We start from the raw sequence: 23,232 nt of genomic DNA, 5'->3' as shown, positions 1-23,232 counted from the left end.
CTTATGCTCTCACCAACTTTGCTACACCTTCAGCGCGTGTCGCACCAATAGTGGTGACAATTGCTTCGCTCACAGATCCGTCAAGGCTTTTTTCCGATGGATTCGATGGTGCAAAAGCTTCACCCTTCCAGACGGAAATTGCTGCAAGCGCAAGGGCCAGCGGGAACTGCGCTTCACGTAAGTGGCCGGTCAGGCCCGCGATACCACGATAAGCGGTAGAAACGCTTTCAAGCGCTGCTTTTTCCGCAGCGGTTGCCTGATGCGCACCTGAAGCACCGGAAATTACATATTCAGGCTTTGCTCCGCCATTGGCAGCGAGCAGCAGGTCACACACCGTCTTTTCGAGATCAACCACATCACGGCGGATTTGTGCGCTTTCAATGCTCGATATTTCGGCATAGGCGCGCGCTCCGCGCTTTTGCGCGTGTTCAGCGCTTTCAAGCACAAGGAACACACCGCCAGAACCCGAAATCATGCCGCCACCGGCAGAGCCTTCACGATCCCAGAGCGATGCCCAGCCATCATGCTTGAGCAAGCCGCCAAGTTCATGTCCGAGGATCATGTCGAAATGTTCAGCATTATACGAGCCGCCGACCAGCGCGTGCGTGCTCTGACCTGAACGAATGCGGGCCGCAGCGGTCTCAATAGCCGAGATGCCCGAACCTTCTTCACCCATGAATGTGCGCGAAGAGCCGGTCACCTTGTGAACGATGGAAATATTGCCTGCCAGCAGATTGGAAAGCTGGGCAAGAAACAGGGTCGGGCGCAACTCGGTCGAAAGCTTCTCATTGAGCATCTCACCGCGATTATTACTGGTGCGACCTTCCTCGAGAATTTGCATATCGACTGTGATGTCGCGTTCGCCACCACCAGCGCCCACGATCATGTCCATGCTTGCGCAAAGGGCTTCGTCGTCCTTGATGCCTGCATCGTCAAGCGCGAGGCCTGCCGCATAAGTGCCAAGCCGCTGCCATGTCTCCATCTGGCGCTGGTCGCCACGCTTGGGGATTTGCAAACCCCAATCGATTTCGCCAAGCGGATGGACTGTGTAAGGCGCAAAAGCTTCCTTTTCGAGACGAGGCTCAGAGCCTGCGACTGAGAAAGCGTTCCAATGCGCATCGAGTCCTTCACCAAGCGAAGAGATGATGCCGATGCCGGTTATGACGACTTTATTGCTCTGCATGGTTCGGTCTGCCCGTAAATGCTGTGCCCAAGAATGCTTGCTTGTTCCTAAAACAGAATCAGGGCGAACACGGATGTTCACCCTCTCATTCTGCCAGGTTGCGCGGCTAATCAGCCTTTTTTCGCTGCGACCAGTTCATCGATCTTGGCGCAAAGGTTCTTCAGAACGAAGTATTCTTCGGTCGGAGCCTTGCCTTCGTTTACTTCCTGAGTCCACTGTTCAAGCGGAATCTTGATGCCGAATTCTTTGTCGATAGCGAATACGATGTCGAGGAAGTCGAGGCTGTCGATGCCAAGATCATCAATGGTATGGCTATCCGGCGTGATGATATCACGGTCGATTTCGCTCGTTTCTGCGATGATGTCGGCGACTTTGTCAAAAGTAGAGGACAAGTTTCGATTCCTTTATTCCTGGCGATGCCTCAACAGGCATGTGTCTGAGTATCTGCGCGTATCTAGCGTGTTTCCAGCGATAGGGAAAGTCATATTGCTTTCACAATAACCAGAGCGTTAATCGGGCATATAAGGTGTCTGTTAGGCCAAGCGCAACATAAAGCCGATTACAAAATTTTGAAATGATGTTTGAAAAGCACAATTCATGCTTCGTTTCTGATGCGTTTTATGAAATACCACAGACCAACACCGGCACATACAAGCATAACGATTGCAAGCGCATATTGCACAGGCCCGTTGCCTGTTGCGATAGCCACGAGACCCGATAACGCTGAGCCAATAGTGCCGAGTGCTTCGGGATGTCTGAGAACAGTTTGTACGGAGGTGTCGCATTGACGCGCTTTCGGCAGACTTTCGGCTTTGGGTTCGGCAGGCTCCATAATGGGCGGTGTGGCTATAAGGTCAAGGGCACGCGCACGAACACGCTCAACCCGTGCGAACCAGCCGCTGCCAAATCTTGATGCTGTGGATAGACCTTTGAGCCATGAGGCGCGCGCATCACAAAGTGCATTGATTACAAATTCAGACGAATATTCAGAAACTGCTGCAATGGTTTTTGCGCCGATCACGCCATCCTGTGGCTCATCGATAATTTCCTGTAACAGCTTTGCTGCGCGACCCGGCCCGGAATTGACCGCAAAATCAAACATCGCATAGTCAACGCCGGAAGGCAGATTGTCGCCATCGATCTTGTTCCAGAATTGTTGTTGATAGATTCTTGTCGCCTCTGCTTTAGAAAGATTCATTACATCCTGTGCTGATACTGGAGATCCTCTCCAGGCAGATAATGTTGATCGAGTAATTCCCATATTGGTCGCGCCGCCGGGGTCGTGTGGATTGTCAACGTATCCACCTTCTTCACTGTAAATATATGGGATAACTTTTTTGAAATTATCTTTCATTGTTACAACCTCAAGTTTATATAAATAATATTTGATAAATACTTACTATTGCTCCATATTATTCCAGATTTTTACAAATGAATATTGCTTTGTTTTGGCGCAAATATCTGAGGACTGTCTTTATTTCCCTTGCACCATGTTCATGATGCGGATTTGATATAATTCCTGAAATTGCATCAGAATGGGCGGAGAAAAAGTGACATTGGAAATATTTGGATATGCACCAGACGGGCAGGCAGTTCATCGCCTGACAATTGCCAGCGGCGGTCTTGAAGCTAAAATCATCACATGGGGCGCTGCCATTCAGGACCTTCGCATGGAGGGGCACGAGGCACCACTGGTGATTGGTTATCGTGACTTTGATGATTATCCGGCCCATTCACCGCATCTGGGTGCAATTGCCGGGCGTTTTTCAAATCGCATCCGCAATGCGCGGTTTGAAATTGACGGCAAAACCTATGACGTTGAGCCGAATTTTCAGGGAGTGCATAATCTCCATGGCGGTAGCAAAGGTCTTGGAAACCGGGTCTGGAATATTGCGGATTCCGGCCCGGATTTTGTAACTCTCAAAATACTGTCTGAAGATGGTGAAATGGGGTTTCCGGGTAACCTGAATGTAAGCTGCACCTATTCACTGAAAGAAGATGGCACACTGGTTGTGCATTTAGAGGCCGTTACAGACAAGGCCACCGCGTGTAGCCTTCTCCATCACAGTTATTTCAACCTTGATGATGGCGGCGAGGGCGACATTCTTGATCATCAGCTTAAGATCGAAGCCGATGCTTATATGCCTGTTGATGACGCTCTGATTCCCGATGGTCGCATTCTGCCGGTCAGGGGAACAGCTTATGACTTTCGCGATTTCCGGCCAATCCGCTTCGATGAAAATGGCGCTCAGCTGGAATATGACAGCAATTTCTGCCTGACTGCAGCGCGCGGTCCTCTCCGCACCTGTGCTTCCGTTAAAGCTGCACGTTCAGGTATTCGTTTGGATATAGCAACCACAGAGCCCGGCGTTCAGTTCTATGCAGGCAATACAATGGCCAATGAATGCATCGGTCTGACTGGCAAGTCTTACGGCAAACACGCAGGTTTTTGTCTCGAACCCCAGCTATGGCCGGGTTCGCTTGAATATCCCTATGTCCCGCAGTCGATATTGCGTCCGGGCGAGGTTTACGCCCAGACCAGTCATTTCACCTTTACGAAGGACTAATTCTTAAAGATAAGCGGCGCGTGCAGTTTCCATCGGAGCCAGCGCGCCGCGAACTTCAACCACTCGGGCGGCAACGGTATGTGCTTTCGTTGCTGCTTCCACAGGCGAGAGGCCGTGCAGTCGCGCAGCCAGATAACCACCGTTAAAGCTGTCGCCAGCACCTGTCGTATCCACTGCATTGGCTTTGACCGAAGGCACGAGTGTCTTGTTGCCATCAGCAACGACCAGCGCCGGTTCGGTTCCGTCCTTCACGATAATTTCTTTGACACCAAGCCCCGCCAGTCGGTCTGCACAGGCTTGTGCTGTTTCATCGCCGAAAAGGGCTTGCTCATCCGGAAATGTCGGTAGCGCAATATCGGCAATGCGCATGGCGTCGCTGATAATTTTCTTTGCCACTTCCCGGTCTGGCCAGAGCTGGTGCCTGAAATTTGGATCGAAAGCAATGCGTGCGCCATTTGCACGGCACTCACGCAATACCTCGAATAGTGTCTCACGATGCTCCGGAAATACGATTCCCACTGAAATCCCGGAAAAATAAATCATATCACGCCCGGCGAGGCTGGCTTTCAGCGCGTCTTTGTCGCTGGCAAGCCGCTTTGCCGCGGCATCGTTGCGCCAATAGGTGAAGGAACGCTCGGCGCCGTTGAGCGTAATCGCATAGAGGCCGGGATGAGCGCCTTTGATAACTGGACTGTTTGCTGTACCGATTCCGTTTGAAGCAAGGAATGCGCGTTGTTGCTGGGAAAAATCATCTTCGCCAAAAGCGCTGACATATTCTACTGCATAGGATGGTTCTGTCAGGGCGCGCATGTACCAGGCAGTGTTCAGGGTGTCTCCGGCAAAGCCCATCCGCCACTGATCATCGCCGCTTCCCGACAGTTCGATCATGCATTCACCAATTGACGCAAAACCACCCATAGTTACCTCCTCACAGCTATTCAAAACTACGCCTATACGAATTTCCTCTGATGTAAAATCCTGATTTAGCCTGCCTTTATCGACTTGCCACATTCCGCGTGTAAGCATCCTGCGAAAAGGGGAATCAATATGCGTTACGCGATCTATTTCACGCCGCCTTCGGGTGATGCACTTGTGAAAGTGGCTGCAAATTGGCTGGGGCGCAGTGCGTTTAGTGGAGAGGCTGTAAAACTTCCTGCGATTCGCACGCTTCGGGCAGAAGACATCGCACTGCTGACCGAAGAGCCGCGGCGATATGGTTTTCATGGGACATTGAAAGCACCGTTCAGGCTTGATGAAGGGTTTCAGGAAAGCGACTTGCTTTCCGCGCTTATGTATTTTGCTTCGTCAACTGCGCCCTTCGTTATTCCGCGCCTTAAAATTCAAGGTATCGGCCCATTTTTCGCACTGGTCCCCGAAGAGCCTGTGGCTGAGCTCAACCAGCTAGCCAATGATATTGTTGTATCGTTTGACCGTTTTCGTGCACCTCTGCGCGATAAAGAAATCGCCAAACGTTGCCCTGAGCGTTTAAGCGATACACAGAGACGTAATCTGGATCGCTGGGGTTATCCGTATGTATTTGATGAGTTCCGTTTTCATATGACATTGACTGGGCCTGTGGAAGAAAAGCAACGTCCTCAGGTCGAGCGGGCACTTAACGACTTTTTTGCTCCTGTTCTCGAAGATCAGGTCGAAGTCGCCAATCTTGCTTTGTTTGTTGAACCTGAAAAAGGGGCGCCATTCGAGATCCATTCGCTGCATCCACTGTCGGGTGGTAATAAGGTGTCGGTGCGGTCTTCGAGAGCCGTGGGGAGACCTTGAAAAATGACTGCCGAAACAGTTCTAAAAAATGCGAATATCGTGTTGCAGGATGAGGTAATCAACGGTGCAATAAAAATTGTTGATGGCGTTATTGTTGATGTCGCTTCTGGGTCGTCCGTAAATGGAGAGGATATGGAGGGCGATTTTCTGACGCCTGGATTGGTTGAGCTGCATACTGACCACCTGGAAGGCCATTATGCACCGCGCCCCAAAGTGCGCTGGAACCCGATTGCCGCAGTGCAGGCGCATGATGCGCAGATTGCAGCTTCCGGCATTACTACGGTTTTTGATGCTCTGCGGATCGGTTTTGATGAGGAAGCTGCCACTGGCATTGAGGATATGCGCAAGCTTTCATCGGCTATTGCAGAAGGACGTGAAGCCGGTCGGCTACGCGCCGATCACTTTCTGCATTTGCGTTGCGAGGTTTCGGCCCCTGATTGCCTGAGTGCTTTTGAACGCTTTGGTGTACATCCACTGGTCAGGCTTGTTTCTTTGATGGATCACGCGCCGGGCCAGCGCCAGTTTACTGATATTGAGACATATAAGCTTTACTACATGAGCAAGCTAAAGGTCTCGGAAGAAGAGTTTATCCGCTATTGCGAAAAACGTATGGGACAGTCGCAACACTATTCGGCATCCAATCGGACGGCGATTGCCAGTGCCTGCAACGCACGGGGAATTGTTCTTGCCAGTCACGATGATGCAACGACGGATCATGTTGCAGAAGCATCTTTGCAAGGCATTCGTGTTGCTGAATTTCCAACGACCGTTATGGCCGCAAAGGCATCGAAAGAATCCGGAATGTCTGTGCTGATGGGCGCCCCGAATGTTGTGCGCGGCGGCTCTCATTCGGGTAATGTTTCGGCCCGCGAACTCGCTGGATCTGGCTATCTTGATATTATTTCGTCAGATTATATCCCGGCAAGCATGATGCAGGCTGCGTTTTTTATGGCCGAAGTGATGGAAGAAATCACTTTACCGCAAGCCATCAGATTTGTTTCAGCGAACCCGGCAAAGGCCGTTGGTCTCGAAGATCGCGGAGACATTTCCATTGGCAAGCGCGGCGATATTGTGCGTGTGCAGATCGCAGAGCATGTGCCGATTATCCGCACCGTTTGGCGGGAAGGGCGGCGCGTGATTTAACACGCGCATCCCTCACTAATTATCAGATAGAGGCGTCGGTCAGCGACAAAACTCCTGTATCGGCATCAACAGACAGCTTGAGTTCATTATAGCTGTTGATGCTCCTGTGAGCCGTTTCCGGGGAGTGCGGATGTGTAGCGGTCACAACAACAACGTGAGCGCCAGCGGTTTCTCCTGCAACAATTCCCGCTGGCGCATCTTCAAACACCAGACAATTATGCGGATCAAAACCAAGTCGCTTTGCGCCCAACTGGAAGCATTCCGGACTTGGTTTGCCTCTTTCTACATCTTCAGCAGAAACAATAATTTCCGGTAGCGGGATACCGGCAGCCGCCAGACGAAGCCGTGCAAGTGCAATGGGTGCAGAAGTAACGATCGCCCAACGATCCTTCGGTAATGCGCTTAGAAAATCGAGTGCCCCTTCAATCGGAACGATACCGTCCAGATCCGCCATTTCAGCATCAAGCAGAATTTTAGCTTCGGTATCAGGGTCGAGATGTGGCAGGCCGAGCCTGCGCACAGTATCGACGGCACGCACACCATGAATAGTGGGAACGAAAGTTACAGGATCAATGCCGTGGCGGGTAGCCCATTGCCCCCAAACGCGTTCGGTTGCAGCAATAGAACTTAGAACGGTACCATCCATGTCAAACAAAAATGCATCGAATGGCTTATTAAAGGGGGACAGGTCGGTCAAAATGAGGCCCTCGAATTTAGTATTAAGAATCGCTTATAGCGATCTTAAGGCCTAAAAAGCGTGAAAGTCACAGTAATCGATGATTTAGTAGCCTTCGCGGTATGAAAACTTGATCATTGACCTTGTTTGTGGCTTTTTGCGCCGCTTGAAACACAGCGATCTACGCCAAGCTGTCAGGCCTCCATGAATCGCATTCTCGAGATAGTTGTTTAAATGACTGAAATTAAAAATAAAAATAGCAATTATCCTGATCATCGGTTCTCTGTGGCTCCGATGCTCGATTGGTCTGATCGCCATTGCAGATATTTTCATCGCCTGTTTTCAAAGCGTGCATTGCTTTACACTGAAATGGTTGTCGCTGATGCTGCAATCCATGGCCCGCGCGAACGTTTGCTGGGCTTTGATGCGATGGAGCACCCGATTGCTTTGCAGCTAGGTGGTTCTGATCCTATCAAATTGCAGGAAGCAGCACGTATCGGCGAAAGCTATGGTTATGATGAAGTCAATCTTAATGTTGGTTGTCCGTCCGATCGGGTACAGTCGGGGACGTTCGGAGCGTGCTTGATGTTGACGCCGGACGTGGTTGCACGCTGCGTTGCGGCCATGAAAGAAGTCGTTTCAGTGCCTGTCACTGTCAAATGCCGGATTGGCGTCGACGATCAGGACCCGGAAGTGGCACTCAATGCCGTTGCCGATCAGGTGCTGAACGCTGGAGCGGATGCGCTTTGGGTCCACGCCCGCAAAGCATGGCTGAAAGGCCTTTCGCCCAAAGAAAATCGAGATATTCCGCCGCTAGATTATGATCGTGTTTATCGCTTGAAGCAGCGCATTGATAATTCTTTCGTCGGCATAAATGGTGGCATAGTGTCTCTGAATGAGGCGGTGTCGCATCTCCGAAACGTTGATGGGGTCATGCTGGGACGTGCCGCTTATCACAACCCGGCATTACTCGCGGACGTTGATCGACTGATTTATGGAAGCGAGGAAAAATCCATAGATATAGCGGACGTTCTTGATGCCATGTGCGAATATGTCGATAGGCATATTGGCGACGGTGGCAAGCTCTCGCATGTTAGCCGTCATATGATCGGCTTGTTTACTGGGCAACCCGGCGCGCGCCGCTGGCGTCAGATGCTCTCGACCGATGCGTCAAAGCCCGATGCTAATAGTAATTTGCTGCGTCAAGCTTACGCGTCTGTCATGGAAGCCAGCGCTGAGGCAGCTTAATATTGGGCGCATCTTTTCTTAAAACCGTTTAATACTTTTGGGGATTGCCCCGATCAATCCATCATAATCAGTTGATCGCCGCGCACACTGAAACCGCCCAGTGTTTGCAGGAAATTCATGCCGAGCAGACTGCCGGTCATCAGACCTTCCTGCGTAACCATGGCGCGGATGTTCTGGCGTTCGATGTCGCCAATCTGTAAGTTTGTGATGGTGACGCTTGCAGCGCTTGCTCTGCCATTGGCAGTGTTTATCGGCACATTATAAACGAGTGACGATGTATCTATTCCTGCACGTTCAGCGTCTTCTTGGGAGAGAACGACCGATGATGCACCTGTATCAACGAGGAAATATACACGCGCACCATTAACTCGGCCATTTACTTCAAAGTGCCCATTGGCAGACTTGGCAAGCGTGACCGTTAAAGAACCATCCAACGCGCGACCCGAAATAGGACTTCCGGGAATAAGGCCGGCGGTTATTCGGCTGCCCACATCCTGAAGTTCATAGCGATATTGATAAGCTGCAACCAGAGCCAGAATAATCACAGCCCAAACGGCCATGTTGCGCGCAAAATCACTAAGCCTGATACCGGAACCGAGTATGCCCGCCGCCAGTACAACACCCCATATGCCCATATACGCAGCTTGGCCAAAGGCATCATTGGCGAGGCCGAGTGTTGTACCGCTCTCGTTGTTGGCCATCAGCAGCAAGATGACGACCGCGATTGCTGCAATTACGATCCAGAACAAACGCCCCATCAGTCTTCTTTCTTTTTCATTTTTTCATGGCGCGCTGGTAAAAGCGCCATCACTGTCCGCCGTGCACCGTTGTCCATGGCGGACCATGTGGCGATTTCTTCAAGCGTTCGCGCACAGCCCAAGCAAAAGCCCGAGTGGTGGTCTATCACGCATACCAGAATACATGGAGATTCAATTGTTGCCATGTTCATGCAGACAATGTGGTTTCATCAAAGTCCGCTGACAAGACCAAACAGCACGGTGAGAGCGCAAATCTGTTGCGTGGCTCCCAGTGTGTCGCCTGTTTGTCCGCCAATCTTGGATATGCAGAGCTTCGCAAAAGCTAACACTAATACAACGCTGAAAAACAATGTTTTCACAAAGCCTGCAAAGCCTGCAACAGGTATGCTGGTTATTGCCAGTATGAAGAGGCCGAGCGAACAGCCGCAGACAACGCTTTCCCAGCTGGGCTGTCCCAGATTGTCGGAAAGGCCGCCGGGACGTGCAGATGGAAGGCCATACCAGATGGCAAGCATCGCTGCTCGGCTTGCGGCCTCTGTTCCGACAAGGGCGAGAGCCGCGTAACACGGCCCAGCACGTTCGATAATTGCAGCCAGCAGAGCGACTTTAAGACCAGTCCAGATGATAAGCGTCATGGCTGCAAAGGTGCCAATACGCGAGTCTTTCATTATTTCGAGGCGTCGCTCTCGTTTGGTTGCGCCGAAAAATCCGTCCGCTGTATCGCCCAAACCGTCCTCATGGAGCGCACCTGTCATAGCGGCGAGTGCACCCACGGCCATGAGGCTGGAAACAAGCGCTGGCAAGTTCAGTTCGTTTGATATGAGAAGAACGATAGCTGCAAGCAGACCGAGGATAGCGCCCGCTAATGGAAATGCACGAAGACTTTGTTTAAGCGAATCGCCCTGAGAAGCATCAGTGTCTTTTAACCAGTTGTGCGGAAGCGGCAGTCGGCTGAGGAAGCCCAGAGAGCGAACTGTGTCTGTTATAAAGCTATTTCGCTGCAAGTGCTTGCTCCGCCTTGAGAACAACAGGTGTCGAAAGAGATATTTGCAGCCATTATAAGCTTGGCGCAAAGAGGTGATTTGAAAAATTCCGTAAGTGCTTATAGGACGTGCAAAATAGTTTTGCATCCTCCATTGCTTGATTGGACCAGACGATATGAGCGCCAGTGGCCTTCCTTTTGACGATTTTCGTGAACTTATCCGTAATCTGCCGGGACCTGATCTTGGTGCTGAAGCAGCGGTGCGCGAACGGGAATCGGCATTGACAAAGCCTGCTGGTTCGCTTGGCCAACTGGAAGAGATTGCTGCTTGGCTTGCAGCATGGACTGGCAAATCGATTCCGCAGATTAATCGTCCGCTGGTAGCCGTTTTTGCAGCAAACCATGGTGTGACCGCAAAGAATATCACACCATTTCCTTCCAGTGTTACCGCACAGATGGTTGAGAATTTTGCAGCAGGTGGTGCCGCAATAAATCAGCTCTGTATCGCATATGATCTCGGTCTCAAGGTGTTCGATCTCGCCCTCGAGCATCCGACAGGAGACATCACCGAGGAAGCCGCGATGGATGAACGCACTTGTGCAGCAACCATGGCTTTCGGGATGGAAGGAATCGCTGGCGGGACCGATCTGTTATGCATTGGCGAAATGGGGATTGGCAACACAACGATAGCCGCTGCAATTGCACTCGCACTTTTTGGTGGCGCTGCTGAAGATTGGGTTGGGCCGGGTACTGGTTCAACAGGTGAATTGTTGCAGCGCAAGCTTGCAGCAGTGCGCGCAGCAGTTAACCTGCATCAGGATCACCTCAAGGATCCGCTGGAAGTTTTGCGTCGCCTTGGTGGCCGCGAATTGGCAGCTATGGCAGGTGCAATTCTGGCAGCGCGCATGGAAAAGATTCCCGTTATCGTTGATGGCTTTGTGGCAAGTGCGGCCGCTGCAGTTCTTTATGCGGCAAATCCGACAGCGCTTGACCATTGCCTGTTCGGTCATGTTTCGGCCGAGCCGGGTCACAAACTGCTTCTGGAGAAGATGGGCAAGAAGCCGCTTCTTGATCTCGGAATGCGTCTTGGCGAGGGGACGGGGGCAGCGATTGCCGCCGGTATTGTTAAGGCAGCAGCGCTCTGCCACAGTGGAATGGCAACATTTGAACAGGCTGGCGTCACAGGTTCCACAAAATGAACACAAAAAAGCCCGGAGTTTTCCGGGCTTTTTTGTGGCAATGCGTATTTAATTGTTTTCTTTGTCGAGCACCATGTAATCCAGCGGCAGCTCGGTCGTGTACTTGATCTGCTCCATCGCAAAAGATGAAGACACATCGCGAATTTCAATTTTGCTGATCAGTCGCTTATAAAACGCGTCATAGGCAGCAATGTCAGGTACGGCCACACGCAACAAATAATCGACATCACCGCTCATGCGATAAAACTCGATGACTTCTGGAAATTCCTGCACAACTTCCGAGAAGCGTTTCAGCCATTCATTGCTGTGAGAGCTGGTGCGCACAGAAACAAATACCGTTACCCGTGCATTGATGCGTACAGGATCGAGGATGGCGACCCGGCGTTTGATAACGCCATCTTCCTCAAGCTTCTGGATACGGCGCCAGCAAGGGGTTGTGGATAGGCCAACCTTCTTTGCGACATCAGCTACCGCCAGTGTTGCGTCTTCCTGCAATAAGCGCAGAATCTTTCTGTCTAGCCTGTCCATGCGTTTATTATCCCGATATTAGAAACGGTTTCCCGAAGCCGGTGGATGTGGGGAACTTAATACCTTATCCTTTGCATTCGCTCCAAATTACAGGAAAATTATTCTGTTGAGAATGGCGGTTCTAAAAATTATTTCCCGTATTAATGAGTTTGCGTACTCTTTTCTGCAAAGCAGGCACCACTTCTGCATCAAACCATGGATTTCGCTTTAGCCAGCCACTGTTGCGCCACGAAGGATGAGGAAGCGGCAAAACGGTTCGACCTGCAGCATTTGTCGATTCCATAAAGCTGCGCCAATTACGAACCGTTTCAGTGAGATTGGTTTTGCGCGATTGTGGCAGATGATATGCCATCGCATATTGACCGACGACCAGGATGAATTCGAGCTGTGGCATAGAGGCGAAAACGCGATCGTGCCACGTTTGCCGACATTCGCGGCGCGGAGGAAGATCGCCGCCATGCTTGTCATAACCGGGAAAGCAAAACCCCATCGGTACGATCGCGAAAAGCGCAGGATCATAAAATTCTTCGCGTGTAGTGCCGAGCCAATGTCGCAGGCGATCACCGGAAGGGTCGTTAAATGGCAGGGATGTATTATGAACGCGAATCCCGGGTGCTTGCCCACATATGGCGATGCGTGGAGTATTTGAAATTATACAGACCGGATTGGGTTCATGTGGCAAAGGCGGTAGGAACAGAGGCATATCGCGACAAATGCGGCATGTCTGTATAGACTGCCTCAACGCGTGAATATTTTTCATTGTTTCGGCAAAGCTCCCGACCTGATTGCATTCAGCAGATCCATAATATGGTTCTTGATGTAATAAATCATGTCGCTGATTATATCGGATGATCCCGCGTGATGCCCGGATTCTGGTTCCGTATCCGGCTTCTGATGGTCTTCTCGCCAACGACGCGGTGTTTCAAAGCGACCTGCCCATATCCCGCGTTTGTCCCGACGAGCGATAGCTTCCTCTTCGTGATAACCGCCGTATGAAACGGCCCAGCCCTGTTCAACCATCCACTGATTGAGGTTTGTCTCGTTAAGATAACATGTCCCCAAAGTGCGTTCATATTTGTCGAGCCCCAGCGTTTCACATCGAATCGTTCTGCCATTGATCTCGCCAAGCAAAGCTTTTCGGGCATCTTTGCCGCAAAAGTAATCACGGTGATCAACTTGGCAACTCTGCTGCATTTCCGGTGCGTCTATTCCTGCCAGGCGAATATGAACCTTGTTCAAAACAACCGTGTCACCGTCAATGACATAAACGGGGCCAGTCAGGGTATCTCCTTGTTGTCGATTTTCCGGCAGCGAGATGATGATGACTATGAGTGCTAAAAATATTAGCAAAGTCAAAAGGATACTACGGATATTTCGTGTATTCTTTCGCCTTTTTGATGCGTAGGAACGCTTATAATCGCGCCGCCTGCGGGCCATTTTCTTGTCCTCGTCTTGAATTCTAAACACGGCCCATGATCACGCTTTGGGAAAGCTATCACATTTGGAAGCACGCTTTGCTCATCAAATGAAGCTCACAACATTTTATTTTGTGTTGATTTAGCAACAGTCTCTATCATTGCTTTAGGCTATAGGATTGGGGGATCTATTTTGCCCACTTCCCGCCACAAAGACTCGTCACCGGATAGGGAAGGCAAAAAGCTGATAAACACTTTTGGGGCGATTAAGTTCCCATTGAGCAGGTTGAAATGAAGAAAGACGCATTGCTTGGCAACGATCCGTTTTCTCGACGCAGTGATGCCGTCGTATCTTCAACATCGGCAGGTCTTGGTGGCGCAGCTTTTTTCCGCCAAAATCGCGTCTCAGTGTTGACTAAAATTCAATGCACGATGCCACTTATGCCATTAACTTCCGATAATTGTGAAAGACCAGCGTTGTGATGCGTGTCCGCAGTTTTTCATATCCCCTCATCGCTGCGGCACTTGGCTTAGCCATTGTCTGCAACAGCGCCTCTGCCTTTGATTTGAACGATGACTCCGAGAAATCGCGCAGCCCGTTTGAACTCTTCAAGTTTGGTTTTTCTGCTTATAAGAGCGGTCATAAGGATGAGGCCATCAAGGCGCTGCGTTATGCTGCTGATCGGGGTCATCAGGGTGCCAAGTGGAAGCTCGCACGCATGTATGCCGATGGCGATGGCGTGACTGAGAATGACTACGAAGCCTATCAGATTTTCGAAAAGATTGTCCGTGATGGAGCTGAACCGGGCTCTGAGAACGAACCTTATGTCGCTGATGCACTCGTTGCACTTGCCGGTTATGTGAAGAGCGGCATTCCTGGCTCTCCGGTTAAATCCAATCCCAAGTTTGCGCGTAACCTCTATGTGCAGGCTGCGTCGAATTTTGGCGATCCTGCAGCGCAGTTCGAGCTTGGCAAGATGCTTCTTGATGGAGAGGGCGGAGAGCCTAATCCCATGCAGGCTGCACGTTGGTTCCAGCTTTCCGCCAAGAAGGGAAATGCCAGTGCGCAAGCCATGCTGGGCAATATGCTTTTCCAGGCTGGCAAAACCGTCCGTGGCCTTGCGCTGCTGACCGCAGCCTTTGAGCGTTGCCCGACAGAGGATTGCGCTTGGATACGCGATATGCAGGAACAGGCGTTTTCGATTGCCGGTGAAGCTGATCGCCGCAACGCAGTTGCACTTTCCAGCAATATGGCTGCCAAGGGCGATTTCTGATTTTTTTAAATCCGCCTGATGATCAGACGGATAGTGTTACCATGACAGGCACATGGTCTGACGGCTTTTCCCATGCTCTGACATGCTTTTCGATGTCAGTTGAAACAAAGTGGTTGGCAGCTTCCGGCGACAGCATCAGATGATCGATGCGGATACCGTTGTTTTTCTGCCAGGCACCGGCCTGATAATCCCAGAATGTATAAACACCTTCATCATCCGTTGCAGCCCTGACTGCCTCGGTGAAGCCCAGATTTTCCAATCGGCGGAATGCTTGACGTGATTGGGGCTGAAACAGCGCGTCGCCCAGCCATTGTTGCGGATTTTTCGCATCATAGGGTTCGGGAATAACATTGTAGTCACCTGCAAGAACAAGCGGCTCTTCCAATGCAAGTCTGCTTTTTGCCCACACTTCGAGGCGCTGCATCCAAGAAAGCTTGTACGGAAACTTCTCCGTATCAATTGGATTGCCATTTGGCAGATAAAGTGACACGACGCGCAAAACGCCACTATCCGTCGAAAAAACGGCTTCGATAAAACGAGCTTGTTCATCGTCATCATCGCCGGGAAGGCCGCGATTGACTTCCTCAGGAGATTTTTTCGAGAGGATCGCGACGCCGTTAAACCCTTTTTGGCCATGCGTTTCGACGTGATAGCCGAGTGCTTCGATCTCGAGCCGTGGGAACTGATCGTCCACTGACTTGATTTCCTGAAGGCAAGCGATGTCAGGCGACGATTCCTTCAACCAATGCTGAAGGTTTTCGATACGCGCCTTGACGCCATTAATGTTCCATGTCGCGATTTTCATGTACAAATGATTAGGCGGAAGACGAGGCGAGGGCAAGCGCTGCCCACTCTCCACCACAGAAATTGCAGCCATGCTCAGTTTTCTTTGCTCGGGATTTGTATTGCCGCTGTCCCATTCCTATCTCCATAAAATCGTAGCCAAACAGGAGATATGTATGTTCGACGCCAAAAAGCTTCTCGATCAGTTTCTGGGATCGCAAATTCCGGGCATGTCAGGAAGCGTTCGTGACAAAGCAGGGCAGGCCACCGATCTCGCGAAGAAAAACCCTTTGGCTACGGGGGCAATAGCGGCTGCAATTTTAGGCACAAAAACCGGACGCAAGCTTGCCGGTAATGTAGCGACCGCTGGCGGTATCGCTGCAATCGCCGGCCTTGGTTATCTCGCCTATAAGAATTATAAATCCGGCCAGTCGCCGCAGGCGGCAGAACAGCCCACAGCAAAAGAGCCGGAATTGCTTCCGCCGCCAGCCGATTCTCCTTTTCATCCGCAATCTCCCGCAATGAGCAACTCTTTCGCGCTTACACTCATTCAGGCGATGATTGCAGCTGCCAAGGCAGACGGCCATATTGATGACGCGGAACGTGCGCGCATCATGGAGAAGGTTCAGATTTCGGGTCTCGATAATGAGGCCGAAGCATTTTTTGAGAAAGAATTGGCTGACCCGATAGATATTGATGCGCTTGTCGCAGCCGCAAAAACCGAAGAACAAAAGGTTGAGCTTTACACAGCATCGCGCCTGACCATTGATCCGGACAGCCGCGCAGAGCGCGGTTATCTCGATATGCTGGCTGGGCGTCTTGGCCTGCCGGATGCGCTGGTCGATCACATCGACGCGACGGTCTCTTCTGTTAAAGCCTGATAAAAAAAGCCGGCTCCAGTCCAACTGGAGCCGGCTTATTCAACCAGTTTCCCTTTATCAGATCGCGAAGCTTGTGCCGCAACCGCATGATGCCGTGGCGTTCGGGTTGCGTATCTGGAAGGATTGACCCATCAGATCGTCAACAAAGTCGATTTCCGATCCGTCCATATACGGCACAGAAATTGAATCGATCAGCACCCTGGCACCGAGCTTTTCAATCACGATGTCATCGTCGGATTGGTCATCTACGAGATCGTATTTGTAAGAGAAGCCGGAACAGCCGCCGCCTTCGACCGAAACGCGAAGCGCTGTCTTTCCCGGTTCGGAACCGATAATTTTTGCAATCCGCCTGGCTGCGGATTCAGAAACGGTAATGCCTGTCATCTGCCTTGTTCCGCTTGCAATTGCGAGTGCCGAGTTGGAATTGTCCAGATTTACGACAAACGCATACTTGCCTTCATGTTTAGCTGATAGCTATGAACGCAACGTGCGGAAGTCAATGTCCGCACGAGATTTGCGTAATCATATTACAGTGAGGAATGCATCGCAATGTCTGCTGAAGGAATAGGGCAACTTGAAGGAATTGGCTTCGGCTATCGCGAACGGGCGCCCTATGCCTGCAATCCGACCTTGAGCCGTGGGCGGTTGGTATCAGAGCCGGAAAGCGCAACACGCACACCCTTTCAGCGGGATCGCGATAGAATTATTCATTCCACCGCTTTTCGTCGTCTTAAGCATAAGACACAGGTTTTTATCGCACATGAGGGCGATCATTACCGCACCCGTCTAACCCACACGATCGAAGTGGCGCAGATTGCGCGTGCGCTAGCGCGTGCCCTGCGGCTCGATGAGGATCTGGCCGAAGCTGTTGCCCTTGTTCATGATTTTGGCCACACGCCGTTCGGCCATACTGGCGAAGATGCGCTCAATGAGCGGATGCAACCTTACGGCGGCTTTGATCATAATGCGCAGTCTCTGCGCATCGTAACAAAGCTTGAGCATCGCTATGCTGATTTTGACGGTCTGAACCTCTCATGGGAAACGCTCGAAGGGCTGGTTAAGCACAATGGACCGCTACTTGGTCAATTTGCGTCTCATAACGATGGGCCTGTTCCACAACCCATTCTTGATTTCAATGAGCGCTATGATCTCGAACTGTCGCGCTTTGCAAGTCTTGAGGCGCAATGCGCAGCAATCGCCGATGATATAGCTTATAATGCCCATGATATCGATGATGGTCTGCGTTCTGGTCTGTTGACACTTGGGGCGCTTGACGCAGTGCCGCTGACCAAACGGTTGCTTGATATCGTCAGAGCGCGTTATCCTGCTCTTGATGCCGTACGTACCGGACATGAACTGGTGCGTCGGCAGATCACGATCATGGTTGAGGACGTGATTGCGGAATCCCAGCGCCGTATCACGAGCGCAAATCCACGAAGCGTTGAAGAGGTCCATTCGCAGCCACGCGCGCTCGTGAGCTTCTCGGATGAAATGCGGGATGAAGAAAAAGTTCTGAAACGCTTTTTGTTCAAGAACCTCTACTTTCACGACAGTGTTGTGGTTCGCAGGCATGCTGCCGATAAAATCGTTCAAGACCTGTTTGATATTTCATTTGAAAAGCCGTCGATCATGCCTGCCGAGTGGCAATCAGGCATGGAAACGCTTGATGACGCAGGCCGCGCACGCCGCGTTGCCGATTATCTGGCAGGCATGACTGACAATTATGCCATGCGCGAACACCGACGATTGTTTGACCACACACCCGATTTAGCTTAATCGGGGGCGTAACGAAGCAGGTGCCGATGCTGAAATGCGTTGGTGCTGCTGATATTTTTTTGAAGAGCTAAGGCCGGAATGCACAACTTCAGCCGGACGGACGCCTGACAGGACGGACCATGAATATCTTTGCAGATTTCGACGCACGTATCAAAAAAACGTTGCAAGATATTGATCTGAAAACGAAAGATGGCGGCGATCTCGATTTGTCGCGTATCAGCGTAGAACCACCGCGCGACGCATCGCATGGTGATATTGCAACCAATGCCGCAATGGTGCTTTCCAAGGCTGTTGGTCAGAATCCCCGTGAGCTTGCAGCTGCTATTGCCGATGCGCTGAAGGCTGATGCTGACGTTGCAACGGTTGATGTCGCGGGCCCCGGCTTTATCAATCTGCGCCTGAAAGATGCTTACTGGCAGCGTGAGCTGCAGGGGATGCTCAATGAAGCGACTGATTTTGGTCGCTCGAAGTTGGGCAATGGCACCAAGGTCAATGTCGAATATGTTTCAGCGAATCCGACCGGCCCGATGCATGTTGGCCATTGTCGCGGTGCTGTTGTGGGCGACGTTCTTGCAAATTTGCTGAAATTTGCAGGCTTTGACGTCACCAAAGAATACTACATCAATGATGCGGGCGCACAGATTGATGTACTCGCCAGTTCTGCGATGTTGCGTTATCGCGAAGCGCTGGGCGAAAACATCGGTGAAATTCCTGCGGGCCTTTATCCGGGCGATTATCTGGTGCCGGTTGGGGAGGCGCTCGCCAAAGAGTTTGGCAAGACGCTTCTGGAAATGCCGGACGAAGAAGCGCTTGTGCTCGTCAAGGAGCGCACTATCAACGCGATGATGGCGATGATTCGTGCTGATCTTGAGGCACTCAATGTTCATCATGACGTATTCTATTCTGAACGCACACTGCATGCAGACCATGCACGCGCGATCCGGGCCGCAATCAACGACCTGACACTCAAAGGCCATGTCTATAAGGGCAAACTTCCACCACCAAAGGGCCAACTGCCTGAAGAGTGGGAAGATCGCGAGCAGACCTTGTTCCGGTCGACGGAAGTAGGGGACGATATCGATCGTCCGCTGATGAAATCGGACGGTTCTTTCACCTATTTTGCTGCCGATGTCGCCTATTTCAAAGACAAATATGACCGTGGTTTCAATGAGATGATCTATGTGCTAGGCGCAGATCATGGCGGCTACGTCAAGCGCCTTGAAGCTGTAGCGCGCGCGGTTTCCGACGGCAAAGCAAAGCTGACTGTGTTGCTTTGCCAGTTGGTCAAGCTGTTCCGCGACGGCGAACCGGTCCGTATGTCGAAACGTTCGGGCGAGTTCATCACGCTGCGCGATGTGGTCGATGAAGTGGGTCGTGATCCTGTCCGTTTCATGATGCTTTACCGGAAGAACGATGCGCCGCTCGATTTCGATTTTGCAAAGGTAACAGAGCAGTCGAAAGACAATCCGGTCTTCTACGTGCAATATGCTTCCGCACGCTGCCACTCTGTCTTCCGTCAGGCAGTTGATCAGCTGGGCCTGAGTGATCTGGACCGTGTTTCACTGGGCGCACATCTTCACAAGCTAACTGATGAGAGCGAAATCGCGCTCATCCGCAAGCTTGCGGAATATCCACGTCTGATCGAATCTGCTGCGAGCCATCAAGAGCCACATCGCCTTGCTTTTTACCTTTATGACCTTGCCAGCGCGCTGCATTCGCAATGGAATAAGGGTACAGAAAACCCAGACTTACGTTTTATTAAGGTTAACGATCCAGAATTGTCTCTAGCAAGGCTAGGGCTGGTGCAGGTCGTTTCCGATGTTCTTACTTCTGGTTTGACGATTATCGGTGCGGATGCTCCAACGGAAATGCGCTAAGACGAATTGATCACTCGCAAGTTCAACGTCAGTGTTGAGTGGGTGATGATAAGTCGAAAAGATGGAAGATCGACGGCATGGTAAGTTGTCGACCTTCCATAAGGCGCAGGTAACTTCCGTCAACTTTTGCCCACATTGCCTCGCTAAAATGTGATGTATTGAAACGTCTTACGACGTCCAGGGTTTGAGTTAGGAACACACCATGACGGACAGCAGTGCTAATTCCCGTAATTACGGCGATCGTCCGCTGCACGAAGATGATCCGCTGATGGAACTATCAAGGATCATGGACTTCGGCGCGTCTGCTGATACCAACATTCCCCAGAACGATTATCGCGGCGACTTCAGGTCTGAGCCAAATTTTGATTCTGGTGATAGTGAACTATCGTTTGATCTTGAGCGTGAGTTGCTGGGTGATTTTGGCAATGAAGCTGAACCGCAACAATACACGGTTCCATTTTCGACGAATTCTTATCAGAATGAAGAGCCTGTCTTGAATGAAGACAATCTGGCTTCTGCCCTTGAAGAAGAATTCGATTTTCAATTGGATTCAAATGAACCAGCCGTTTCTGCGCAATCTTTCGAATTTGTAGAAGCAGACCGCGCGGAACCCGTGCCGCAGTTCGACTACAACGATTATTCCGAAGCGCGTACAGCTTACGAAGATATTCACCCGGATGTGTATGCGGCAAACGCAAGTGTTGCAGCTTCCGAGCAGAGCCATTCGAGCTTCCCAGTGTCCGAATATCAGGCATCTGAAACGGCTTTTTCTGATCCATATACGGGAGAAACTGCCAGATATCCGGCAAATGAATCGGCCGACAGTCTGGATGTCAACCAATGGGAAATCCCATCAGCAACAACGTTTGAGCCTTCTCAGTCGATAGAACCTGCGCATCATGCGCTTTCTCTTGAGGACGAACTGGAAAGCTTGTTGTTCGGTGATGAGCCTCAGACTGTGTCGGAACCCGAACCAGATTATCGATCCGTTCCGCAGGGCGAGCCACAACAGTATGCAAACTATGGCTCTCATTTCGATGCTGATGTCGTGGAAGGGCCTGCCTATGCTGAGCCAGCATTCGACGATTTTTCGTCGGAAGAACCGCAGGCTTATGCGCCGGTAGAGTCTCCAATGAGCTATGTGCAGGCGGGCGATCATTCTGAAACATCGTCTCAACAAGATGCTCCGGCTCACCCGCATTATACGCTGAGCAATTTTGCTGCCGGTGCCGCAACGACGGGGGCATTATCTCCTGAGTCAGTACCGCAGGCCGCGGAATACGAATCAGAACAGTCTGAATTCGAGGATGATTTCTCCTTTGGTGATGATTTTTCACTCGCAGATGACACAGATGTTGTGCCTGCAGTCGCAGAGTCCACTGACGATGATCTTTCGGGGCTGGAAGAAATTTCGTTCGGCGATGATGACTTCGGATTTGAGCCATCAGGGGAGTCGGCTTCTGCCGTAACCGCAGAAGCAGCAGCAACATTTACCGAAGACGTCTTCTTTACGGATGAGGACTTCGATCTGGAAGCTGAAGCGGAAGAAGAGTCTGTTAGCCAGCCAGCCTATGCTCACGCGACCTATAGCGACGAAGAGCAGCGTCCATCAGCGCCAACTTTTGGCAATTACGCAGACCAGCGTTCGGCTTTCGCAGCTCCTGCGCCTGAAATTGAAACTTTGAGTGTCGCTGAAGGTAAGGTTGAACAAACCCACTCGCTTGATTTGCCTGAAGTCAGTTATGGTGATGACGATTCAAACGCATCGCTGAATGATCTGGAAGCCGAATTCGCTGAAGTCTTCAGCACCATTGACGTTGAAGAATCGACTTCCAAGGCTGAGGTGCAGAGCGAAGCCGACAAGGCTTTTGAAGATATTTTCCGTGAAAGCGCATCGTCTTATTTGCCGAATGGTGGTGTAGCGACCGGAGCGGCACTTGGCCTCGGCGCAGCGGCAGCAACGGTTGCCTACGGGCGCGCCAATCCAACAGTGCAGTCGACAGCGCCTCAGAAAACTTCCGGTAGTAGCGATGATTTTTATAATCATTGGGCAGCGCAAGGTGCGCAAACCATGGAAGGCGGCGAATTTGGCACGCGTGCCGGCATGCAGCCAGAAGACGATCTTGGTGTTGCTGCTGAAGCCTATCGCAATCGCCCTGTTCGCGGGCGTCGTGGCCTGATCCTTGCAAGTGTCGCGGGTCTGGCCGTTCTCATCGGTGGCATTGGTTATCATTTCCTTGGTGGTAGCGGATCGGGGGAACCCGTCGTGATTCGCGCAGACAATCAACCAATAAAGATGCAGCCCGAAAATCCGGGCGGTGCAACTGTTCCTAATCAGGACAAGGCAGTTTACGATCGGGTTGCAGGTACGTTGCCCAACAATCCAGAACAGAAGTCGCTTATTTCAGCAGGTGAAGAACCTGTTGATCTGGGCGCGCAGGACAATGAAGTGGGTACGGATGATAGCCCTGAGCCAAATCTGGCCGGTACAACGCCATCTCAATCCGGACAAGACTCACCTTTGATCCAGCCACGCGAGGTGGAAACGATGATTGTGCGTCCGGACGGTTCGATCGTTCAGGCGCAGCAACCGGCTCAGACGGCACCCCAACAGACAGCGCCCGTCGCATCTGCGAATAATGATGCGCCGATTGCGCCGCCAGCAGAAACAGATGAAATTGCAGCACTTGCTGCTGGCGGTGAGCTAAAGCAACCTGTTGCCAATACGCCGGCCACTCAGCCGGTAACACAGACTCCTGTAACACCTGTCCGCGCGCCTGTTGTTCCTTCGAGACCAGCTGAACAGCCAACGACAATTGTTGGCAATGTTCCACAGCGTACACAGGCACCTGCTCAGGCGGCTGTCGCTGCACCTCAGGTCGCATCGGCTGCAGGTGGGGGCTATTTCATTCAGATTGCTTCGCAGCCATCTGCCGAACTGGCTCAGAAGTCTTATGCCAATATGGCTCAGCGTTATGGAAGCGTAATCGGCGGTCGTGCGGTCGATATCAAGCGGGCTGATATTCCAAACAAGGGCACTTATTACCGCGTTCGTGTTCAGGCTGGCTCGAAAGAAGAAGCCAATGCTCTTTGCGGTCGTTTCAAGACGGCGGGCGGCAGCTGCTTTGTAACGCAATAAGTTGCTTGGATTGGCCTATTTGAA

24 protein-coding genes are annotated in these 23,232 nt (G+C 51.4%); 11 read left to right on the top strand and 13 right to left on the bottom strand.

The window, feature by feature from the left end:
- Position 1 precedes the first annotated feature (1 nt).
- From H5024_RS08265 to H5024_RS08255, 3 genes are all read right to left on the bottom strand, one after another.
- Complete coding sequence (locus tag H5024_RS08265; protein WP_187545291.1) at positions 2–1,183, bottom strand: beta-ketoacyl-ACP synthase; 1,182 nt, start codon at positions 1,181–1,183, stop codon at positions 2–4.
- Between the two features lie 110 nt (positions 1,184–1,293).
- Positions 1,294–1,575, bottom strand: a complete 282-nt coding sequence (locus H5024_RS08260; protein ID WP_187545290.1) for an acyl carrier protein — start codon at positions 1,573–1,575, stop codon at positions 1,294–1,296.
- Between the two features lie 203 nt (positions 1,576–1,778).
- Positions 1,779–2,537 carry a glycoside hydrolase family 108 protein gene (locus H5024_RS08255; RefSeq protein ID WP_187545289.1) on the bottom strand — a complete coding sequence of 253 codons (759 nt, stop codon included), beginning with the start codon at positions 2,535–2,537 and terminating at the stop codon, positions 1,779–1,781.
- Between the two features lie 196 nt (positions 2,538–2,733).
- Here H5024_RS08255 and H5024_RS08250 point away from each other — a divergent pair, with 196 nt between their 5' ends.
- Entirely contained in the window at positions 2,734–3,750 is a 1,017-nt protein-coding gene (locus H5024_RS08250) for an aldose epimerase family protein (protein WP_187545288.1), read from the top strand.
- Positions 3,751–3,753: 3 nt separating this feature from the next.
- Here the strand turns inward: H5024_RS08250 and H5024_RS08245 are convergent, their stop codons facing one another.
- Positions 3,754–4,668, bottom strand: coding sequence for a sugar kinase (locus tag H5024_RS08245; RefSeq protein ID WP_187545287.1), 915 nt, complete (start codon positions 4,666–4,668; stop codon positions 3,754–3,756).
- 129 nt (positions 4,669–4,797) lie between these two features.
- On the opposite strand from H5024_RS08245, the gene H5024_RS08240 reads away from it, so the two are divergent.
- Both H5024_RS08240 and H5024_RS08235 read left to right on the top strand, forming a co-directional pair.
- The gene (locus H5024_RS08240; RefSeq protein ID WP_187545285.1) at positions 4,798–5,529 is read left to right on the top strand and encodes a DUF1045 domain-containing protein; all 732 of its coding nucleotides are present in this window, start codon (positions 4,798–4,800) and stop codon (positions 5,527–5,529) included.
- A 3-nt stretch (positions 5,530–5,532) separates the two neighbouring features.
- Positions 5,533–6,672, top strand: a complete 1,140-nt coding sequence (locus tag H5024_RS08235) for an alpha-D-ribose 1-methylphosphonate 5-triphosphate diphosphatase (RefSeq protein ID WP_187545283.1) — start codon at positions 5,533–5,535, stop codon at positions 6,670–6,672.
- Positions 6,673–6,694: 22 nt separating this feature from the next.
- Here the strand turns inward: H5024_RS08235 and H5024_RS08230 are convergent, their stop codons facing one another.
- Positions 6,695–7,369: an HAD-IA family hydrolase gene (locus H5024_RS08230; RefSeq protein ID WP_187545280.1), complete on the bottom strand. Its 675-nt coding sequence runs from the start codon at positions 7,367–7,369 to the stop codon at positions 6,695–6,697.
- Between the two features lie 213 nt (positions 7,370–7,582).
- Between H5024_RS08230 and dusA the strand changes: the two genes are divergently transcribed.
- Positions 7,583–8,596 carry a tRNA dihydrouridine(20/20a) synthase DusA gene (gene dusA / locus H5024_RS08225; RefSeq protein ID WP_187545278.1) on the top strand — a complete coding sequence of 338 codons (1,014 nt, stop codon included), beginning with the start codon at positions 7,583–7,585 and terminating at the stop codon, positions 8,594–8,596.
- Between the two features lie 53 nt (positions 8,597–8,649).
- On the opposite strand, the gene H5024_RS08220 is transcribed toward dusA, so the two are convergent.
- Genes H5024_RS08220 through H5024_RS08210 form a run of 3 tightly spaced genes read right to left on the bottom strand, consistent with a single transcriptional unit; the run spans position 8,650 to position 10,358 of the window.
- Positions 8,650–9,354 (bottom strand): TIGR02281 family clan AA aspartic protease, encoded by a 705-nt coding sequence (locus H5024_RS08220; RefSeq protein WP_187545276.1) that lies wholly within the window; start codon positions 9,352–9,354, stop codon positions 8,650–8,652.
- Positions 9,354–9,545 carry a DUF1289 domain-containing protein gene (locus H5024_RS08215; RefSeq protein ID WP_187545273.1) on the bottom strand — a complete coding sequence of 64 codons (192 nt, stop codon included), beginning with the start codon at positions 9,543–9,545 and terminating at the stop codon, positions 9,354–9,356. The genes H5024_RS08220 and H5024_RS08215 overlap by 1 nt, the downstream gene beginning before the upstream one ends.
- An 18-nt stretch (positions 9,546–9,563) precedes the next feature.
- Entirely contained in the window at positions 9,564–10,358 is a 795-nt protein-coding gene (locus H5024_RS08210; protein ID WP_187545270.1) for an adenosylcobinamide-GDP ribazoletransferase, read from the bottom strand.
- A 154-nt stretch (positions 10,359–10,512) separates the two neighbouring features.
- Between H5024_RS08210 and cobT the strand changes: the two genes are divergently transcribed.
- A complete protein-coding gene (gene cobT, locus H5024_RS08205; RefSeq protein WP_187545268.1) occupies positions 10,513–11,535 on the top strand; it encodes a nicotinate-nucleotide--dimethylbenzimidazole phosphoribosyltransferase in 1,023 nt (340 codons plus the stop codon).
- A 48-nt stretch (positions 11,536–11,583) separates the two neighbouring features.
- On the opposite strand, the gene H5024_RS08200 is transcribed toward cobT, so the two are convergent.
- The 3 genes from H5024_RS08200 to H5024_RS08190 form a co-directional block, all read right to left on the bottom strand.
- The gene (locus H5024_RS08200; protein WP_187545265.1) at positions 11,584–12,063 is read right to left on the bottom strand and encodes an Lrp/AsnC family transcriptional regulator; all 480 of its coding nucleotides are present in this window, start codon (positions 12,061–12,063) and stop codon (positions 11,584–11,586) included.
- Between the two features lie 121 nt (positions 12,064–12,184).
- On the bottom strand, positions 12,185–12,823 hold the full coding sequence (locus H5024_RS08195) for a uracil-DNA glycosylase family protein (protein ID WP_187545262.1): 639 nt from the start codon (positions 12,821–12,823) through the stop codon (positions 12,185–12,187).
- Positions 12,820–13,500 carry a thermonuclease family protein gene (locus tag H5024_RS08190; RefSeq protein WP_187545260.1) on the bottom strand — a complete coding sequence of 227 codons (681 nt, stop codon included), beginning with the start codon at positions 13,498–13,500 and terminating at the stop codon, positions 12,820–12,822. The genes H5024_RS08195 and H5024_RS08190 overlap by 4 nt, the downstream gene beginning before the upstream one ends.
- Positions 13,501–13,769: 269 nt before the next feature.
- Here H5024_RS08190 and H5024_RS08185 point away from each other — a divergent pair, with 269 nt between their 5' ends.
- Both H5024_RS08185 and H5024_RS08180 read left to right on the top strand, forming a co-directional pair.
- Complete coding sequence (locus tag H5024_RS08185; RefSeq protein ID WP_187545257.1) at positions 13,770–13,961, top strand: hypothetical protein; 192 nt, start codon at positions 13,770–13,772, stop codon at positions 13,959–13,961.
- The gene (locus H5024_RS08180; protein ID WP_187545254.1) at positions 13,961–14,752 is read left to right on the top strand and encodes a tetratricopeptide repeat protein; all 792 of its coding nucleotides are present in this window, start codon (positions 13,961–13,963) and stop codon (positions 14,750–14,752) included. The genes H5024_RS08185 and H5024_RS08180 overlap by 1 nt, the downstream gene beginning before the upstream one ends.
- 22 nt (positions 14,753–14,774) lie before the next feature.
- On the opposite strand, the gene xth is transcribed toward H5024_RS08180, so the two are convergent.
- Positions 14,775–15,557: an exodeoxyribonuclease III gene (gene xth / locus H5024_RS08175; RefSeq protein ID WP_187546705.1), complete on the bottom strand. Its 783-nt coding sequence runs from the start codon at positions 15,555–15,557 to the stop codon at positions 14,775–14,777.
- A gap of 154 nt (positions 15,558–15,711) precedes the next feature.
- Here xth and H5024_RS08170 point away from each other — a divergent pair, with 154 nt between their 5' ends.
- Positions 15,712–16,416, top strand: a complete 705-nt coding sequence (locus H5024_RS08170; protein WP_187545252.1) for a tellurite resistance TerB family protein — start codon at positions 15,712–15,714, stop codon at positions 16,414–16,416.
- Between the two features lie 57 nt (positions 16,417–16,473).
- Here H5024_RS08170 and erpA read toward each other — a convergent pair whose 3' ends face one another.
- Positions 16,474–16,800: an iron-sulfur cluster insertion protein ErpA gene (gene erpA, locus H5024_RS08165; RefSeq protein WP_187545249.1), complete on the bottom strand. Its 327-nt coding sequence runs from the start codon at positions 16,798–16,800 to the stop codon at positions 16,474–16,476.
- 165 nt (positions 16,801–16,965) lie between these two features.
- Here erpA and H5024_RS08160 point away from each other — a divergent pair, with 165 nt between their 5' ends.
- The 3 genes from H5024_RS08160 to H5024_RS08150 all read left to right on the top strand — a co-directional run bounded on the left by H5024_RS08160 (position 16,966) and on the right by H5024_RS08150 (position 23,208).
- The gene (locus H5024_RS08160) at positions 16,966–18,192 is read left to right on the top strand and encodes a deoxyguanosinetriphosphate triphosphohydrolase (protein WP_187545247.1); all 1,227 of its coding nucleotides are present in this window, start codon (positions 16,966–16,968) and stop codon (positions 18,190–18,192) included.
- A gap of 119 nt (positions 18,193–18,311) precedes the next feature.
- Positions 18,312–20,069: an arginine--tRNA ligase gene (argS, locus tag H5024_RS08155; RefSeq protein WP_187545243.1), complete on the top strand. Its 1,758-nt coding sequence runs from the start codon at positions 18,312–18,314 to the stop codon at positions 20,067–20,069.
- 202 nt (positions 20,070–20,271) lie between these two features.
- Positions 20,272–23,208 (top strand): SPOR domain-containing protein, encoded by a 2,937-nt coding sequence (locus H5024_RS08150; protein WP_187545240.1) that lies wholly within the window; start codon positions 20,272–20,274, stop codon positions 23,206–23,208.
- Positions 23,209–23,232: the final 24 nt, after the last annotated feature.

Source organism: Ochrobactrum sp. Marseille-Q0166 (assembly GCF_014397025.1).
Taxonomy (GTDB): domain Bacteria; phylum Pseudomonadota; class Alphaproteobacteria; order Rhizobiales; family Rhizobiaceae; genus Brucella.
This window is presented reverse-complemented; position numbering and strand designations above follow the sequence as displayed.

Bases quoted from the DNA above. Each gene is read 5' to 3' on its own strand.
- H5024_RS08180 (WP_187545254.1), top strand. From the start codon at position 13,961: ATGCGTGTCCGCAGTTTTTCATATCCCCTCATCGCTGCGGCACTTGGC.
- H5024_RS08150 (WP_187545240.1), top strand. From the start codon at position 20,272: ATGACGGACAGCAGTGCTAATTCCCGTAATTACGGCGATCGTCCGCTG.
- H5024_RS08255 (WP_187545289.1), bottom strand. From the start codon at position 2,537: ATGAAAGATAATTTCAAAAAAGTTATCCCATATATTTACAGTGAAGAA.
- H5024_RS08170 (WP_187545252.1), top strand. From the start codon at position 15,712: ATGTTCGACGCCAAAAAGCTTCTCGATCAGTTTCTGGGATCGCAAATT.
- dusA (WP_187545278.1), top strand. From the start codon at position 7,583: ATGACTGAAATTAAAAATAAAAATAGCAATTATCCTGATCATCGGTTC.
- H5024_RS08240 (WP_187545285.1), top strand. From the start codon at position 4,798: ATGCGTTACGCGATCTATTTCACGCCGCCTTCGGGTGATGCACTTGTG.
- H5024_RS08195 (WP_187545262.1), bottom strand. From the start codon at position 12,823: ATGAAAAATATTCACGCGTTGAGGCAGTCTATACAGACATGCCGCATT.
- H5024_RS08265 (WP_187545291.1), bottom strand. From the start codon at position 1,183: ATGCAGAGCAATAAAGTCGTCATAACCGGCATCGGCATCATCTCTTCG.
- H5024_RS08220 (WP_187545276.1), bottom strand. From the start codon at position 9,354: ATGGGGCGTTTGTTCTGGATCGTAATTGCAGCAATCGCGGTCGTCATC.
- H5024_RS08185 (WP_187545257.1), top strand. From the start codon at position 13,770: ATGAAGAAAGACGCATTGCTTGGCAACGATCCGTTTTCTCGACGCAGT.
- erpA (WP_187545249.1), bottom strand. From the start codon at position 16,800: ATGACAGGCATTACCGTTTCTGAATCCGCAGCCAGGCGGATTGCAAAA.
- H5024_RS08235 (WP_187545283.1), top strand. From the start codon at position 5,533: ATGACTGCCGAAACAGTTCTAAAAAATGCGAATATCGTGTTGCAGGAT.
- H5024_RS08200 (WP_187545265.1), bottom strand. From the start codon at position 12,063: ATGGACAGGCTAGACAGAAAGATTCTGCGCTTATTGCAGGAAGACGCA.
- H5024_RS08190 (WP_187545260.1), bottom strand. From the start codon at position 13,500: ATGGCCCGCAGGCGGCGCGATTATAAGCGTTCCTACGCATCAAAAAGG.
- H5024_RS08160 (WP_187545247.1), top strand. From the start codon at position 16,966: ATGTCTGCTGAAGGAATAGGGCAACTTGAAGGAATTGGCTTCGGCTAT.
- H5024_RS08215 (WP_187545273.1), bottom strand. From the start codon at position 9,545: ATGAACATGGCAACAATTGAATCTCCATGTATTCTGGTATGCGTGATA.
- argS (WP_187545243.1), top strand. From the start codon at position 18,312: ATGAATATCTTTGCAGATTTCGACGCACGTATCAAAAAAACGTTGCAA.
- H5024_RS08245 (WP_187545287.1), bottom strand. From the start codon at position 4,668: ATGGGTGGTTTTGCGTCAATTGGTGAATGCATGATCGAACTGTCGGGA.
- xth (WP_187546705.1), bottom strand. From the start codon at position 15,557: ATGAAAATCGCGACATGGAACATTAATGGCGTCAAGGCGCGTATCGAA.
- cobT (WP_187545268.1), top strand. From the start codon at position 10,513: ATGAGCGCCAGTGGCCTTCCTTTTGACGATTTTCGTGAACTTATCCGT.